At 70.9% G+C, this 15,424-nt stretch carries 15 protein-coding genes; 6 read left to right on the top strand and 9 right to left on the bottom strand.

What is annotated here, in order from left to right:
• Positions 1-48 precede the first annotated feature (48 nt).
• Positions 49-1,470 (bottom strand): trehalose-6-phosphate synthase, encoded by a 1,422-nt coding sequence (locus tag MKK64_RS19585; RefSeq protein WP_147858801.1) that lies wholly within the window; start codon positions 1,468-1,470, stop codon positions 49-51.
• A gap of 348 nt (positions 1,471-1,818) precedes the next feature.
• Between MKK64_RS19585 and MKK64_RS19580 the strand changes: the two genes are divergently transcribed.
• The 6 genes from MKK64_RS19580 (at position 1,819) to MKK64_RS19555 (ending at position 4,934) form a co-directional block, all read left to right on the top strand.
• On the top strand, positions 1,819-2,298 hold the full coding sequence (locus tag MKK64_RS19580; RefSeq protein WP_243936574.1) for a hypothetical protein: 480 nt from the start codon (positions 1,819-1,821) through the stop codon (positions 2,296-2,298).
• 11 nt (positions 2,299-2,309) lie between these two features.
• Positions 2,310-2,741, top strand: a complete 432-nt coding sequence (locus MKK64_RS19575; RefSeq protein ID WP_147727465.1) for a phage holin family protein — start codon at positions 2,310-2,312, stop codon at positions 2,739-2,741.
• A 5-nt stretch (positions 2,742-2,746) separates the two neighbouring features.
• Entirely contained in the window at positions 2,747-3,118 is a 372-nt protein-coding gene (locus MKK64_RS19570; protein ID WP_147727464.1) for a DUF3618 domain-containing protein, read from the top strand.
• A 55-nt stretch (positions 3,119-3,173) separates the two neighbouring features.
• On the top strand, positions 3,174-3,944 hold the full coding sequence (locus MKK64_RS19565; protein ID WP_243936572.1) for a hypothetical protein: 771 nt from the start codon (positions 3,174-3,176) through the stop codon (positions 3,942-3,944).
• Between the two features lie 95 nt (positions 3,945-4,039).
• Positions 4,040-4,591, top strand: coding sequence for an RBBP9/YdeN family alpha/beta hydrolase (locus MKK64_RS19560; RefSeq protein WP_243936570.1), 552 nt, complete (start codon positions 4,040-4,042; stop codon positions 4,589-4,591).
• A gap of 121 nt (positions 4,592-4,712) precedes the next feature.
• Complete coding sequence (locus MKK64_RS19555; RefSeq protein ID WP_243936568.1) at positions 4,713-4,934, top strand: hypothetical protein; 222 nt, start codon at positions 4,713-4,715, stop codon at positions 4,932-4,934.
• Between the two features lie 3 nt (positions 4,935-4,937).
• On the opposite strand, the gene MKK64_RS19550 is transcribed toward MKK64_RS19555, so the two are convergent.
• From MKK64_RS19550 to MKK64_RS19515, 8 genes are all read right to left on the bottom strand, one after another.
• On the bottom strand, positions 4,938-5,969 hold the full coding sequence (locus MKK64_RS19550; protein WP_243936566.1) for a YcjF family protein: 1,032 nt from the start codon (positions 5,967-5,969) through the stop codon (positions 4,938-4,940).
• Between the two features lie 34 nt (positions 5,970-6,003).
• A complete protein-coding gene (locus MKK64_RS19545) occupies positions 6,004-7,443 on the bottom strand; it encodes a YcjX family protein (RefSeq protein ID WP_409567982.1) in 1,440 nt (479 codons plus the stop codon).
• 104 nt (positions 7,444-7,547) lie between these two features.
• Entirely contained in the window at positions 7,548-8,669 is a 1,122-nt protein-coding gene (locus tag MKK64_RS19540) for a hypothetical protein (protein ID WP_243936562.1), read from the bottom strand.
• A 103-nt stretch (positions 8,670-8,772) separates the two neighbouring features.
• Positions 8,773-9,561 (bottom strand): histidinol-phosphatase, encoded by a 789-nt coding sequence (gene hisN / locus MKK64_RS19535; RefSeq protein ID WP_147841064.1) that lies wholly within the window; start codon positions 9,559-9,561, stop codon positions 8,773-8,775.
• Positions 9,562-9,619: 58 nt separating this feature from the next.
• Positions 9,620-11,590 carry an AI-2E family transporter gene (locus MKK64_RS19530; RefSeq protein ID WP_243936561.1) on the bottom strand — a complete coding sequence of 657 codons (1,971 nt, stop codon included), beginning with the start codon at positions 11,588-11,590 and terminating at the stop codon, positions 9,620-9,622.
• Positions 11,591-11,713: 123 nt separating this feature from the next.
• Positions 11,714-13,171 carry an MmgE/PrpD family protein gene (locus tag MKK64_RS19525; protein ID WP_147841062.1) on the bottom strand — a complete coding sequence of 486 codons (1,458 nt, stop codon included), beginning with the start codon at positions 13,169-13,171 and terminating at the stop codon, positions 11,714-11,716.
• A 178-nt stretch (positions 13,172-13,349) separates the two neighbouring features.
• The gene (locus MKK64_RS19520) at positions 13,350-14,645 is read right to left on the bottom strand and encodes a nicotinate phosphoribosyltransferase (RefSeq protein ID WP_243936560.1); all 1,296 of its coding nucleotides are present in this window, start codon (positions 14,643-14,645) and stop codon (positions 13,350-13,352) included.
• Between the two features lie 153 nt (positions 14,646-14,798).
• The gene (locus tag MKK64_RS19515; protein ID WP_147841060.1) at positions 14,799-15,302 is read right to left on the bottom strand and encodes a pyridoxamine 5'-phosphate oxidase family protein; all 504 of its coding nucleotides are present in this window, start codon (positions 15,300-15,302) and stop codon (positions 14,799-14,801) included.
• Positions 15,303-15,424: the final 122 nt, after the last annotated feature.

Below are 15,424 nucleotides of genomic sequence, written 5' to 3'. Positions count from 1 at the left end.
GCCGCCGGGCCGCATGGGCCGTGGAGAACGACGACGTCCGCCCCGAGATCACTCCGCCGCGGCGGCCGTCGTCGGCGGCTCGCGCTCGACGGTGCGGAAGTTCTCGAGCTCGGAGAGGAAATTGCGCGCCCACCAATCGACATCCTCGCGGGTCATGCGCTCGACCATCGGCTTCCAGCGCTCCAGGCGCTCGCTGCGCGGCATGTACAGGGCCGTCCGGATCGCCTCCGCGACCTCGAAGCGGTCGTAGGGGTTCACCATCAGCGCTTCGGGCAACTGCCGTGCCGCACCGGCGAATTTTGAGAGCACGAGCACGCCGGGATCGTCCTCGCTCTGGGCGACGACGTATTCCTTCGCCACGAGATTCATGCCGTCGCGCATCGGCGTCACGAGGCCGACGCGGGCGGCGCGATACAGCCCGGCCAGAACCGGGCGCGGATAGGCCTTGGTGACGTACTGGATCGGCGTCCACGCCGGGTCGCCGAGCGCGCCGTTGATCTCGCCGACCGTCTCGTTGACGGTGCGCGAGAGCTGCTCGTATTCCGGCACCTCGCTGCGGGACTTCGGCGTGATCTGGATGTAGGTGACGTTGCCGCGCTGGTCGGGGTTCGAGGCGAAGAAGCGCTCCACCGCCTCCATCCGCTCGGGCACGCCCTTGGAATAGTCGAGCCGGTCGACGCCGATCAGCAGCTTGCGGGTGCGCAGGCCCGCCATCGTCTCGCGCACCACCTTGTTCGAGCCCGCCTTCTCCGCCGCGTCCTTGAAGCCGGCGACGTCGATGCCGATCGGGAAGCTGCGGATCCGGGTCCGGCGCCCGTCGACCATCAGCGAGCCGCCGCCGAGCGGGATCGCCCGCAGGGTGTCGATCAGGTTGCGGGACAGGTTCTGCACGTCCGGGTCGGTCTGCAGGCCGATCAGGTCGTAGTCGGCGATGGCGCGGAGCAGGTCGTTGCTCGCCGGCAGCGTGTTGAACACGTCGGCGGCCGGCCACGGAATGTGGTGGAAGTAGCCGATCGGGTTGGCGAGGCCGAGGCCGCGAAGCTCGGCGGCCATCGGCAGCAGGTGGTAGTCGTGGACCCAGATGATGTCGTCGGGCTCGACGAGCTTGGCGAGCGCCCGCGCAAAGATGCGGTTGACGCGGCAATAGCCGGCGTAGTCCGAGCGCGAGAACGCCCCGAGACCGAGCCGGTAATGCATGATCGGCCACAGCGCCCGGTTGGCGAAGCCGGCGTAGTATTCCTTGTGATCCTGCGGCGAGAGGTCGACCACCGCGTATTGGACGCGGTCTCGATCGATCAGCGTCGGTTCCTCTGAGGGCTCCTCGCTGATGTTGCCGCTCCACCCGAACCAGAGACCTTCGTAGGCGGTGAAGGCCTCCTTCACGGCTACGGCGAGGCCGCCGGCGGCGACCGCCTTGCCGCCTTCTTCCGGAACCGCAACGCGGTTCGATACGATCACAAGGCGTGCCACTCAGGTGGGCTCCGGATCCTCAAGCGCGCCGGCGTGGAACGCGCAACGTCAACGTTTCTTGCCATCGTGAACGCGCGAGAGGTCGGCGCGATCCGTAGCGTTAGCCAAGCGCGAATGACTGCCGCGGGTCAAGCGATCGTTTGCGGCCGTCACGACGAAATCCGGGGCCTGTCCCCGCATCCGTCCCCGCCGCGCGGGGCGGCGGAGGCAGGAGCGAACCTTGGCCGATCGCCCCTGAACGGAGGCTGAGCCGCGGATGTGCCGTCGTCCCCGGAACCCCCGGACGTGGACGATGTTACTCAGGCGAACATCGCCCCGCTAAGACCCCGTGTTCGAAGGAGTCCCCTCATGGCCGCGTCCGAGATCCCCCACCCCGATCCGGCCAAGGCCGCAGCCAGCGAGCAGGCCGAGTGGCGCAGCCTGAAGGGCGACGTCGAGGGGTTGGCCGACGTCGCGGCCGAGCGCGGGCGCGGCCTGATGGATGCAGCTCGGGTTCAGGCGCAGACCTTCGTCGAGGGCCGCAAGAACGACGCGGCGCAGTCCGTCCACGATCTCGCCAAGACCCTGCGCGATTCGAGCAAGGACTTCGAGGATCGCCCGAACATCAAGGCGTTCTTCGACAGCGCTGCCGACGGCCTGAGCCAGCTCGGCGGCTCGATCGAGTCGCGCAGCTTCGCCGACTTCTACGGCGATGCCGAGGCCTTCGCCCGCCGTGCACCGGTCGCGGTCGCGGTCGGAACGTTCGTCGCCGGCTTCATCGCCGCGCGCTTCATCAAGTCGTCGAGCCTGCCGCCGGAAGGCGACGCCCGCGACGGCTTCCGCGCGTGAGCGGCCCGGCCATGTCGACCGGATCGCAGACCCCACCCCCCGGCTCCTCCGGTGCGTCGCCCGCCGGCAGCATCCAGAGCCTCATCGGCGACGCGCTGCGCGAGACCAACGACCTCGCCCGCAAGGAGATCGCCCTGTTCCGCGCCGAGATGGCGCGGAACGTCCGCTCGCTGATCATCGGCATCGTCTGCCTCATGGCTTCGGCGGTCTTCTCCGTCGTCGCCCTGCTCGTGCTGATCGGCGCCTTCGTGAAGTGGCTGGCGACGATCGTCGGCTCGGAATGGCTCTCGGCCCTCATCGTCGGCGGCGTCCTCCTGGTCGTCGCGATCGGGATGGCGCTGTGGGGACGCAGCGCCCTGTCGTTCTCGACGCTCACGCCCACCCGTACCGGCCGGCAGGTCCGCCAGGACGCCCGCGCCCTTTCCGAGAGAGTGTCCGGATGAGTTCGATGAACGAGATGGAGCGGGACATCGAGGAGAGCCGCGCGCGCCTCGACGAGACCATCGACCGCATCCAGGGCCGCCTCTCGGTGTCCAGCCTCGTCGACGAGATGCTCGGCAACGCCCGCCGCGCACCCGCCGTCAGCGGTGCCTACGACGGAGCGCTCGAGGCGGTCCGCCGCAATCCGGTTCCCGTCCTGCTGATCGCCGCCGGCGTCGGCTGGCTGCTGCATCGGATGTCCCAGGACGCGACGCGCCGCCGGACGCAGGCTTCGGCCGAGCGCGTCCCGGTGCTCAACGACGGGGCGGCCCGGGTCTACGATCCGGATCTGCCCACCCGCCAGCCGAAACCCTCGCTGATGGACGAAACCCGCGCCTGACGGGCCGCCACCTGCGGACATTGCCAGCCGCGTACGAGTTCTGAAGGATCACGCCATGAGCGATACGAGCAAGTCGGCCACGACCGACAACCACCTGCCGGAGGACCTCGCCCGGGCCGCCGCCGCGAAGGTTGACCAGGGCCTGCACGCCGCCGGCCTGGACCCGGTCCACCTCGACCCGCATGCGAAGGCGGCCGACCACACCCTGCGGGCGGATCCCACGGGCCTCCGCGATCCGATCGGACGGCCCGACGCGTCGCCGCACGATCATCAGGCCGGTCCCGGACCCGATGTCGGCAGCGTCGCCGGTCAGGCTCGCGCGGCGGCGGGCGATGCGGCGGATCGGGCCGCGGATATCGCCGATCGCACGCGCGATCGTGCCGCCGACTTGGCCGACGACGTCCGCGATCGCCTCGGCGGTGCGGCCGACGAGGCCCGCAACTGGGTCTCCGGCGTCCATCGCGACCACATGCGACGGATCGACGACGCGGTGGTGCGCGGCAGCGACCAACTCGATCGCGGTCGCACCGCCGTCGAGCAATTCGTGACCGAGAACCCGCTGCTGGTCGGCGTCGTCGGCGTCGCTGCTGGCCTGCTTATCGGCGCGCTGCTCCCGCGCACGCGCCAGGAGGACCGCAACATTGGTCCCTATGCCGACGAGGTCCGCGACCAGGGCCTGCGCTACGCCCGCGAGTTCACCAGCCGTGGCCGCGAGTTCGTCGAGACCGCCCTCGACCCCGACAACATCCAAACCGCGGCGCAGAAGGCCGGCCTCAAGACCGAGCCCGCGTATGAGGGCGAAGACCGTACCGCGCACCGGCTCTGAGCCGGAGCGATCGACCCGATCCAAGAGGCGGCACCGCGAGGTGCCGCCTTTCTTCGTTCTCGACCCTCGCGCCGAGAGACGGTAGGCACGCGACCATGAAGACCGCCGATTGCGACATTCTGATCGTTCCGGGCCTGGGCGGCTCGGAAGAGGGCCACTGGCAGGCGCGCTGGGCCGGCCGCATGTCGACCGCCCGCGTGGTCGAGCAGCAGTCCTGGCATGCGCCCGAGCCCGAGGCCTGGTGCGGTCGCGTCGTCGAGGCGGTCGCGGCCGCGACACGGCCCGTCATCCTCATCGCCCACAGCCTCGGCGTCGTCGCCTGCGTCGAGGCGGTGCCGAAGCTTCCCGAGGGCCGCGTCGTCGGAGCGCTGTTCGTGGCGCTGCCGGACGTCGAGGAGACGCCGAACCTGCCCGACAGCGTGCGCGCCTTCGCGCCGCTGCCGCGCGCGCCGCTGCCGTTCCCGTCGCTCTTGGTGGCGAGCCGAACCGATCCGTACTGCCGCTACGAGCGCGCGGAGGATTTCGCCGCGGCCTGGGGATCGGCCCTGGTCGACGCCGGCGAATCCGGCCACGTCAACGTCGCGAGCGGCCATGGGCCGTGGCCCGAGGGGCTGATGCGGCTCGCCGGGTTCATGAAGGATCTTTGAGCCCGTCGGTTCGATCGCGCCCGGCGGTTAACCTCTCGTTTACCCAAGCCCGCGCTGATGGGTGCCGGATCACGGGCGATCCGGCCCGCGGGAGATCGACGTGACGCGAAAAGAGCTTCTGGTGCGACTGGACGCCGTGCAGACGGCGCTGGGCGAGCGCGCCCACACCTCCTTCAACAGCTCGATCTTCGGCGACGCCGCGTTGCTCAAGCGCATCGAGGCGTTCGAGGCCCAGCTCGTGGCCGTCGAGAAGCCGAAGGTCGCCGACTACACCGGCAACATGTTCACCCGCATCGCCAACCGCCGCAACGCCGAGGCGGTGCAGAAGCGCGCGCAGTCCTGAGCATCACGGCTTCGGCTCCGGCTCGGCCGGGCGGAGAAGCTCGCCGGCGACGTCCGACAGGCGCGGCGGAGCCTCGCGCACGAACGGCAGCGGGCGGCAGACCGCGAGGGCCGCGAGGCCGAAGCGCGCGGTCATCAGGCCGTTGAGCACGCCCTCGCCGAGCTTGGCCGAGACCCGCGCCGCGATGCCGAGGCCGAGCACCTGCTGAATCATGCTCTCGCCGACCGCCATTCCGCCGGTGACGGTCAGGTGGGCGAAGGCGGCTCTGGCCAGGCGCAGGAAGCCGAGGAAGCCCGGGCGTCCGCCGTAGATCGCCGCGATCCGGCGCAGCAGCCGCACGGCGGAATAGATCACGAACGCCACGTCCACGATCGCCCGCGGGCTGAGCGCGGTCACGCCCGAGACCTGCTTGGCGGCGGTGGCGATGGCATTGCGCGCCTGCCGGTCCAGCGGGCTCAACAGCTCGTGCTCGGCGAGGCCGATGCGATCGTCGACGTCGAGGATCGCGTCGGCCGAAGCCTCGAGCCGCTGCCGGCCCGCCGCCAACGCCGTTCGATCCGCATAGAAGGCGGCGAGATCCCGAACCACCCCCTGCGCCGCACTGTGATCGCGGGTCGCGATCGCCGCGACGGCGGCCTGGCGCAGGTGCTCGATCTTGCGCTCCCGCCACAGCCCGCGCACTTCGCGCACGACGATCGCCAGGAGAGCGAGGCCGGCGAGCGCCAGGAGCGCGAGCGCGACGCCGCCGAGCCAGGGCGCCGCCTGGAACAGATCGGCGATCAGCCGCTCGACCGACAAGCCGACCCCGAGGGAGACGAGGCCGCCCGCGGCCGACAGCAGCAGGCCGCCCCAAGGCACGCCGCGCGACTTCGCCATCGGCACGGGCGTGCCGTCGGCGGCGTCGAGGATCTCGACTGGATCCTCGACGATGCGGACGCCGGTCGGGGCGGCCGGCATCGAAGGGATTCCCTCGACGGCCGGGGGCGCATCGGCGCTGGGGATGCGGAAGGCGCGCGGGCGCTGGGTCGAGCTCACGGCATCGTCCTCGGGGTTCTCGTCAGGGCCGCCATCACGTCAGCCTGTCGCCGATCAAGAACTGCATGGCCCGGTCGAGGCGGATCTGCGGCAGGTGGCCGGGACGCCCCAGCGCGTCGGGCTTGATCGATGGCGGGCGGAATCGCGGGAACCGCAGCGAGCCGGGCTCGACCGCGCCCTCGAGCACCCCCTCCGGGCGGGCAGGGAGATGGCCCGGGAACACCGCGGCCTCGGCCGTCCCGTCGAACACCTCGTCGCCGACCGTCTCGCCGGCCTCCGGCGTCCCGGCGACGGCGCGCAGCACGGCGTCGCCGTCGTGGATCGTGGTCTCGCGGGTGGCGCGGACCGACGCCAGGGCCACGGTGCCGACACGGGCGCCGGCGGCCTCGGTCCGGCGCATGGCGCGCGACACGAGCAGGCGCAGCAGCGCTTCGAGCCGATCGTGGCTGGTCTGGTGCAGGTGGTCTGCCTTCGTCGCGGCGAACATGATCCGGTCGGCCCGCGGTGCGAACAGCCGCGAGAGCAACGTGTTGCGGCCGATGTTCAGGCTGAGCAGGACGGAATCCAGTGCCTCCTCCAGCTCCGCCAGCGCCGCCGGCCCGGCATCGACGGCGGCCAGCACGTCGACCAGCACGATCTGTCGGTCGACGCGCTGGAAGTGATCGCGGAAGAACGGCACGACGACCTTGGCCTTGTAGGCCTCGAAGCGCCGCTCCATCAGCCCGGCGAGCGTGCCCGGCGCGATCGTCTCGGGCAGCTCGTCGAGCGGGGCGAAGGTCAGGGCCGGCGAGCCGGCGAGGTCGCCCGGCATCAGGAACCGGCCCGGCGGCGTCGTCGCCACCATCTCCGGGCCGGCCCGGAGAGCCGCGAGATAGGCGGTGAAGGCGGCGCTCGCCCGCTCGGCCACCACCTCGTCCAGAGGCCCCGCCGGATCGAGCCCCCTCAGCATCGCGAGCCACGGCGCGGCCATCCCGCCGCGGCCGGCGCGCCGGGTCCCGGCGATGGTCGCCCGCGACCACGCTGTGTAGCTCTGCTCCAGGAGCGCGAGATCGAGCAGCCATTCGCCGGGATAGTCGACGACATCGAGCATCAGCGTGCCCGGGCCGGAGCGCCAGCCGCCGGCGCGCTCGTACTCGATCGCGAGCCGGAACTGGCTGATCCGATCGGTGGAACGCGGCCAGAGGTGGGACTCCGTCAGCGCCGAGAAATGCTCCTCGAAGGGAAAGCGCGGAACGTCGTCGTCCGGCTGCGGCACGAGGCGGGCGCGGCGCAGGCGTCCCTCCTGCGCCGGGGCGAAGGCGGGGAGCGCATGGCTCTCGACAAGATGGTGGATGAGGGCGGTCGTGAACACGGTCTTGCCCGAGCGGGCGAGCCCGGTGACGCCGAGCCGCAGCGTCGGCTGGATCAGGAAGTCGCTCGAAGCTTCCGCGAAGGCCTTGACCGCGGAGCCGGCACGCGCGGCGAAACTCTGGATGGGCAAGGGCGGGCTCGGGGGCTCGGGAAACGCGAAGGGCCAGCCGGTCGGCCGTCGCCGCTCAGGTGGCGCGGGGAGGGGGCCGCGACAAGGCTCGGTGAAGGCTACTTGGCCGCATCGGCCGTCGCCGCGGGGGTCGGACCGAGCCGGGCGATCGCCGCCTCCACGAGGGGCGGACCCGCGTGCAACGCGCCGAGCTCGACCCCCGACATCGCGCGCATGACGGGGGCGAGGTTCGGCAGCGGGCTGCCGTCGGGCGAGAACAGCGCGAGGTCGTCCGTGGCGCGCAGGCCCACGCTCCTGGCGATGGCGGCCGCGTAGTTGCCGATCCGGACCTCGTCGTTGCCGCAGAGCGGGGCCGGTGCACGCAGATCCCCCATCGCCAGGCCGGAGACCATCATCGGCAACAGGGCCGAATCGGCCACGAGGCGATCCGGCGACGGCACCTTGCGGGCGAGGAGCGCGGCGGGATCGTCCGCCCCGCGCGGGGCCGGAAACCGTACGGTCGGCGTCGGCCTGTCGGCGAGGCCGGTCGCGATATCCGCGACGGGCTTCTGCATCGCCCTGGCCTGTATCGAAGGGCGCCGGGCCGGATGGCCGCTCATCCGGGCGAGCGGCGACCAAGGCTGCACCCGCAGGGCGGTGCGCGGCGCCCGCGAGACGCCGCGCCGGGCGCCGCCGGGAAGGTGGCGCGCCAGGAAGCGGGCCCGAAGCGTGCCTCCGATCCCGCGCGGCGCGAGGGCGGTCGGCTTGGCCCTGGCCGCAAGCGGAGCGGTGGCGACGCCGCAGGAGGCCGGCGCCCAGCGGCGCACGATCGCCAGGGCCGTGCGGCGTCCATAATCCCGGTAGTATCGCCGGAGCAGCCCGGCCGCGGCGTCGGCGCCGTCCGCCGCGGTGGCGAAGCCGGTATGCCCCTCGGCGTCGGCACCGACCTCGCCCGACCAGCGCGCGCTCTTGATGCACCAGTAATTGTTGAGCTTGGCGCAGCGCGCGACGTAGGCCGGCTCGGTGGGTGCCACCTGCGCGACTAGGGCGAGCGAGACCGGCCGAAGCTCGGTACCGGCCTGGGCCCGCCAGTTCGAGACCGCCCGCGCGACGTGCTGATAATACGGTGCCGCCTCGACCGACGGTGTCTGCAGGCCGACCGCGTGCGCCCGGAGCGCGTCGACAGACCCTTCGGCCAGCGGCGGCAGCGTCGTCAGGAGAAGGAGTGCGGCGAGGAGCACGGGCGGCCGGGAGGAAGCGTTGCGGACGACCAGGAACGGCCGGGGCGCATGGACGGTTCAGTTCGTCGAGACGGGTCGCAATGCGGTTTCTGGCGCCGACCGGTTACGGGTTCAGAATCGCCAGCGCCGCTGCGTGCATGCGCGGATCGCCGGCGGCGACGATCCGGCCGCCGCCGGTCGCGGGACCGCCGTCCCAGGCGCTGATGACGCCGCCCGCACCCTCGACGATCGGGATCAGCGCGACGATGTCGTAGGGCTTCAGGCCGGCCTCGACGACGAGGTCGATCTGGCCCGAAGCCAGCATGCAATAGGCGTAGCAGTCGGTGCCGTAGCGCGACATGCGCACGCGACCCTCGATGGCCCGGAACCGATCGGCTTCCGCGCCGTCCGTGAACAACCGCGGATCGGTGGTGGCGAGCATCGCCGCCGACAGGTCGGAGCAGCGGCGGGTATGGAGCGTGCGCTCGCCGCGCGAGCTTCGCAGGCGTGCGGTGCGTCCATCGCCGGTGAAGCGCTCGCCGAGATAGGGCTGGTGCATCAGGCCGCGCACGGCGCTCCCGTTCCGGGTCAGGCCGATCAGGGTTCCCCAGGTCGGGATGCCGGTGATGAAGGCGCGGGTGCCGTCGATCGGGTCGAGCACCCAGACGCATTCCGCGTCGAGCCGCTCCGAGCCGAACTCCTCGCCGAGGATGCCGTGGGCGGGAAACCGCCCGCGGATCATGTTGCGCAGGACCAGCTCGGCGGCGCGGTCGGCCTCGGTCACGGGATCGAACGCGGCCGTGCCCGCCGCCTTGTCGGTCAGCGCATACTGGGCACGGAAGAACGGCAGGATCGCCTGGCCCGACGCGTCGGCGAGATCGTCCATGAACCGGCCGAGTTCGACGACGCTCATCGGCTTTTCCCCGTTCGATCCTGCATCGCGGCAGGAAGGCGGGTTTCGGCCGTTTCCGTCAAGCCTGCGCAGCCACCGGCATGGGGGATGGCTCCGGCTCGGCGTGCACATGGGCCAGCACCGTGTCGACGGCGCTGCCGAGCGACGAGACGTGCTCGGCCGCCGGGATGCTGCCGCGGCCGGCGGCATCGTCGTCCGCCTGCCACAGCCCGACGACGATCGGGACGTCGGGCATCCGGCGCCGAAGGCGATCGACGAGCCGTCGCAGGTGCCCCGGCTCTCCGCTGATCGCCAGGGAGACGATGCAGGTCATCTGCGCCTCGCCGGGGTCGAAATCGGCGATCTTCGCGCGCGACACGTCGCCGAACGGTACGATCCGCGTCCCGAGCCCGCGCTTGGCGAGGAGCTGTGCGAGGATCGCGGCCGCCGGCGTGTCGATGAAGCCCCGCCCCGCGACGCACAGCACCGCGCCCTCGCGAGACCACGCCGGCGGGATCGCCTCCCGGCTTGGCTGCGCCGCTTCGGGATCGGCCTTCGCATCCCCCTCGGCACCGTCGTCGGCATCGGCCGCAGGCGCGGCGGGAACCCGGTCGTCGCGCTCGGCGAGCGCGTCGACGAGCTCGCTGACGGAGGCGCGGATGTCGGTCTTCTGCTCGAGGGTCAGCACGCCGCGGGCGGCGTCGCGGGCGGCGAGCTCGAGGCCCTTCAGAACCACGTCGTCGTAATAGGCCGACAGCGAGCAGGTCTGCAGGATCAGCTCGGCGTGCTCCTGCGCCTCTTCCGGGTCGTCGGCGAGGATGCGCTGGTAGAAGTTCTCGACCGGCGTCAGGGCGGCGCGGTTGCCGAACAGCACGTCGAGGAACTCGAGCTTGTCGATGTGCCGCCCCAGCACGACGAGGCAGACCGTCAGCGGCGTCGAGAGCAGAAGCCCGACGGGCCCCCACAGCCAGGTCCAGAAGAGAGCCGAGATCAGCACCGCGAACGGCGAGAGGCCGGTGGAATGGCCGTAGAGCATCGGCTCGACGATCTGGCCCGTCAGCGGCTCCAGCACCAGGAACAGGATCGCGGTGGCGATCACCATGTCCCAGCCCGGATCGACGGCCGCCGCCAGCAGGAGCGGCAGCAGGGCCGAGAGGAAGGCGCCGATATACGGCACGAACCTCATCATCGCCGAGACGATACCCCACAGCACCGGGTTGGGCACGCCGATGACGTAGAGGCCGATGCCGACCACCAGCCCGAAGGCGGTGTTGAGCGCCAGCTGCACCACGAAGTAGCGGCTGAGCCGCCGCGCGGCGTCGTCCATCGCGACGGTGGTGCGGTGCAGGTCGCTCGATCCGGCGAGGCGGATCATCCGGTCGCGCAGGTCCTCGCGCTGCATCAGGACGAACAGCAGCACGACGAAGACGATGCCGGTGGTGGCCAGCGGCTGCATCACCGGGGAGAGCAGGGTGCTCGCCGTCTCCAGCGGGCCGGGCGGCGTCTGGCGCATCTCGACGAGGACGGGGGCCGGTTCCGAGGCCGGCCGCGCCGGCTTCGTCTCGGGGCCGGGCTTCGCCTCCGCCTCGGGCTTCGGCGCCTTCTCGGTATTGCCGGCATCGTGGATCGCCCGGCCGATATTGGCGACGTAATCGGTGAGATGCGCGACCGGGCTGTCGCGCAGGCCCTCGATCTTGCGCTCGATCGTCGAGCGGTAGCGCGGCGCGTCGCCGACGAGGCCCGCGACCTGGACGCCGATCAGCGTCGCCAGGGCGGCGACGATGCCGAGGGTGAACACCACCGCGGAGCCGACCGCGACGACGCGGGGCAGGTGCCAGCGGCGCAGGAGCGCGACCAGCGGCCCGAGCACGAAGGACAACAGAACCGCGATGACGATCGGGATGAAGATCTCGCGCCCGACATAGAGCGCCGCGATGATGATCGCGCTGACGAGGACCGGTGAGACCAGCGCCGATTTCGGCGTCTCGGCGGCGGCGATCCGGGTGGGAGACGGCACCGGGATGGGAGGGTCGTCTGTCTTCGTCGCCATGCCGCCACCGAACCGTACGCTCACGCCCGCAACGCCCGTGCTCTCGCCGGTGCGAACGGGGAACGGCACGGCGCCGCGAAACGATCCCTCCCGTTGCGGCGGGTTTTCACGGGCTCGTGATCGTCAGGCTTGCGCAACCCCTGCGCGAATCACGTCGCCGACATCCTTGAGCGTATCGAGCGACCAGCACAGGCTCATCACCCGGCGGGCCTGCGCCGCGGGCAGCACGCCGTCGGCGAGATCGGTGAACTTGCGCTCCAGGGCGGCGTCGCTCATCGGACGCTCGACGCTGCCGATCGCGTGCTCGATGCGGCGGTGCAGCGTGCGCCCGTCGGCGAGCGTGACGGTCATGTCGACCTGTGCCGCCGCGATCCCCGGCGTGACAACCGGCACGACCTTGTCGCGCAACGCGACGACGACGGGATCGCGAACGGCGCGGTCGCTGAACTGCTTCTCGCCGGCCGCGCCTTCGACCAGCGCGACGGCGACCGCGTGGTAGATGCTGAACTTGCCTTCCAATCCCGCCTGCGGGGCGGTCTTGCCGGTGAGCTCGAGCACGAGGGGATGCACCTTCAGGTCGACGCGCGCGATCTGCTCGGGCTTCAGGTGCTCCTCGTCGCGAAGCTGGATCGCAGCATCGATCGCCGGATGCATGACGATGCCGCAGGCGAACGGCTTGTAGGTGTTGAGCAGGCTCTCGTACCGCGTGCCGAGCCCCTCGGTGATCTCGCGATAATCCTGCTTGGTCGAGACGGTGTTGGCCCAGCCACGCTTGGCCTCGATCATGCCGTCCGACGAGGTGAAGCCCTTGGCCGCGAGGATCGCGGCGAACAGGCCGTTGGCGGCGGCGCGGCCGGGGTTGAAGCTCTTGTTCATCGAGCCGAACGATTCGCGTAAGCCCACCGGCTGCGAGGCGGCCAGCCCCAGGGCGAACACCATCTGCTGCTCGGTGAGGCCCATCAGCTTGCCGGCGGCGGCCGCCGCCCCGAACACGCCGGCGGTGCCGGTGATGTGCCAGCCGACGTCGTAGTGGTTGGGATAGACCGCGTTGCCGATCCGGCACTCGGTCTCGATCCCGAGCACCAGCGCGTCGAGGAAGTCGCGCCCCGAGACCGGGTGCATCTCAGCATAGGCGAGGATCGCCGAGGCGACCGGGCCGGCCGGGTGGATGACGGTCTTCAGGTGGGTGTCGTCGTAATCGAAGATGTGGCTCGACACGCCGTTGAGGAACGCCGCGTTCATGATGTCGAAGCGCTCGGTGCGGCCGAACAGGCCGGCCTGGGGCGGCCCCGAGAACGGCGCGAGCGCGGAGACCGCCACGTCCAGCGTCTCGTGATGCGAGCCGCCGATGGCGACACCGACCCAGTTCAGGAAGGTTCGCGTCGCCTCCCGGCGCACCGCCTCGGGCAGATCCTCGAACCGGGCGTTCACGACCCAGCGCGCCAGCGTGCGGGTGACGTCCTTCGCCTCGGCTGGCTTCGGTGCAGGGGCATCCGCGGCATGTGCCGAACCCCCGAGGGTGGGGCCTGCGAGCGCCAGACCCGCTGCTCCGATCAGCGCGCGTCGATCGATCCGTGACATGGCATCCGCGTCCCTGCTGTTCCGGCTTGGTTCGCGCGCCTCCTCGGAAGGCGACGCGCCGGTATCGGGGCGGGACATAGCGCACGCCGACCGCGAACGGAGACCGCGTAATTTCAATCTTCAGTCTGTGACACGACTTCAATGGAAGCTGCGCCGGGGGCCGGCGCGATCGGCCGGCTCAGACCACCACCGCCATCGCATCCTGCGCGCCGACGCCGAACACCCGCTTGTAGCGCGCGACGGCGTCCGCCGGCCCCTGCGCCTTGGTCGGGTTGTCGGAGATCTTCACCGTCGGGCGCCCGTTGGCATGGGTCACCTTGCAGACGATCGAGATCGGATCGAGCCGGCCCTCCGGCACCAGCCCGCGAAAATCGTTGGTGAGCAGGGTGCCCCAGCCGTAACCGATCCGCAGGCGCCCGTAGAAATGCGCGTGGATCCGCTCGATCGTGTCGATGTCGAGCCCGTCGGAGAAAATCGCGAGCTTTTCGCGCGGGTCGGCGCCGCGGGAGCGCCAAAACGCGATCGCCTCCTCGCCGCCCTCGATCGGGTCCTTCGAATCGATGCGGATGCCGGTCCAGTCGCCGAGCCAGTCGGGCGCGCCGGCGAGGAATCCGGTGGTGCCGTAGGTGTCGGGCAGCACGACGAGAAGGTTGCCCTCGTAATCCTCCTGCCAGTCGCGCAGCACGTCGTAGGGCGCGCGGGCGAGCGCCGCATCGTCCTCCGCCAGGGCCGCGTAGACCATCGGCAGCTCGTGCGCGTTGGTGCCGACCGCCTCGACCTCGCGGCGGAGCGCGATCAGGCAGTTCGAGGTCCCGAGGAAGCGCTTGGAGCCCAAGCCCTCGTCCATCGCCTGCACGCACCAGTCCTGCCACAGGAAGCCGTGCCGGCGACGGGTGCCGAAATCGGCGATCGACAGGTCGGGCAGCTTGCGCAGGCGCTCGATCTTCTCCCAGACCCGCGTCATCGCCCGCGCGTACAGCACCTGCAGGTCGAGCTTGCCGAGGTCGCGCAGGACGGCGCGCGAGCGCAGCTCGTTCAGGATGGCGAGCGCCGGCACCTCCCACATCGTGGTCTCGACCCACGGTCCGTGGAAGGTGAGCTCGTACTGCCCGTCCCGCGCCTCGAGCTGGTATTCGGGCAGCCGAAACCCCTCGAACCAGGCGATGAAGTCGGCCGACAGGATGCGGCGGCGCCCGTAGAAGGCGTTGCCGCGCAGCCAGGTCGCCTCGCCGCGCGACAGGCGCAGGGAGCGGGCGTGATCGAGCTGCTCGCGCAGCGCGCCGGCGTCGACCTCGTCGGCGATGCGGATGCGGGTCGTGCGGTTGTTGATGCCGAAGGTCACCGCCACGTCGCAGTGTCGGCGCAGGATCGTCTGCGCCATCAGCAGCTTGTAGAAGTCGGTGTCGAGCAGCGACCGCACGATCGGGTCGATGCCGAAATTGTGGTCGTGCACCCGCCGCGCGAGATCGAGCATGTCTTTGGAACCTCGGGGCGGGCGTCACGGAGCCCCGAGGGCGCATGACCGGCGGGCCAGTGTCAACGGAGGCGGCGGCGCGGGCACGAAAAAGGCGGCGCGCCGCACCGGGCACGCCGCCTGTCGTCGCGAAGGCGGCTCAGGCCGCCGCGATCAGGCGAGGTCGACCTTCTTGGTCTCCGTCTTCGGGCTCTCGCCGGTGAGCGAGGCCTTCACGTAGCCGAACAGGTGCAGCATCTTGCTGTTCGGGCTGTCCCAGTACTCGCCCTGCTCGGGGTGGATGCGGAGCAGCGCCACCTCGGGGTCGTCCTTGCCGTTCGGGAACCAAGTCTTCAGGCTCTCGGTCCACTTGGCGTCGATGATCGCCTGGTCGCTGACGATCTCCGCCTTGCCGGCGATGGAGACGTAGGTCTGGCTCGACGGGTCGGAGTACGACAGGTTGATCTGGTTGTCCCGGCCGATCTCGGCGGTCTTGGGCGAGTGCAGCTTGGTGAAGAACCACAGGTCGCCGTTCTCGTCGATGTCGTTATTCCACATCGGACGGCTGTTGAGCGTGCCGTCGGCGTCGGCGGTGGTCATCATCGCCACTTTGACGTCCTTGACCAGCTCGAACAGCTTTTTCGCGCCCTCGTGGTCGCGGTGATTGCCCTGATGCATCGCGTAGGTCTCTCCAGATGGTGACGGCGCACCGGCTCTCCCTGCCGCCCGCGCCGGCGGTCGTGTCACAACGGATGACGCATCGGTTGGTTCGATCGCCTGCGCACAGGCGCCGCATGGTG

The organism is Methylobacterium sp. E-025 (assembly GCF_022829705.1).
Taxonomy (GTDB): Bacteria; Pseudomonadota; Alphaproteobacteria; order Rhizobiales; family Beijerinckiaceae; genus Methylobacterium.
The sequence above is the reverse complement of the archived record's forward strand: the minus strand, read 5'-3'. Positions and strand labels throughout refer to the sequence as shown.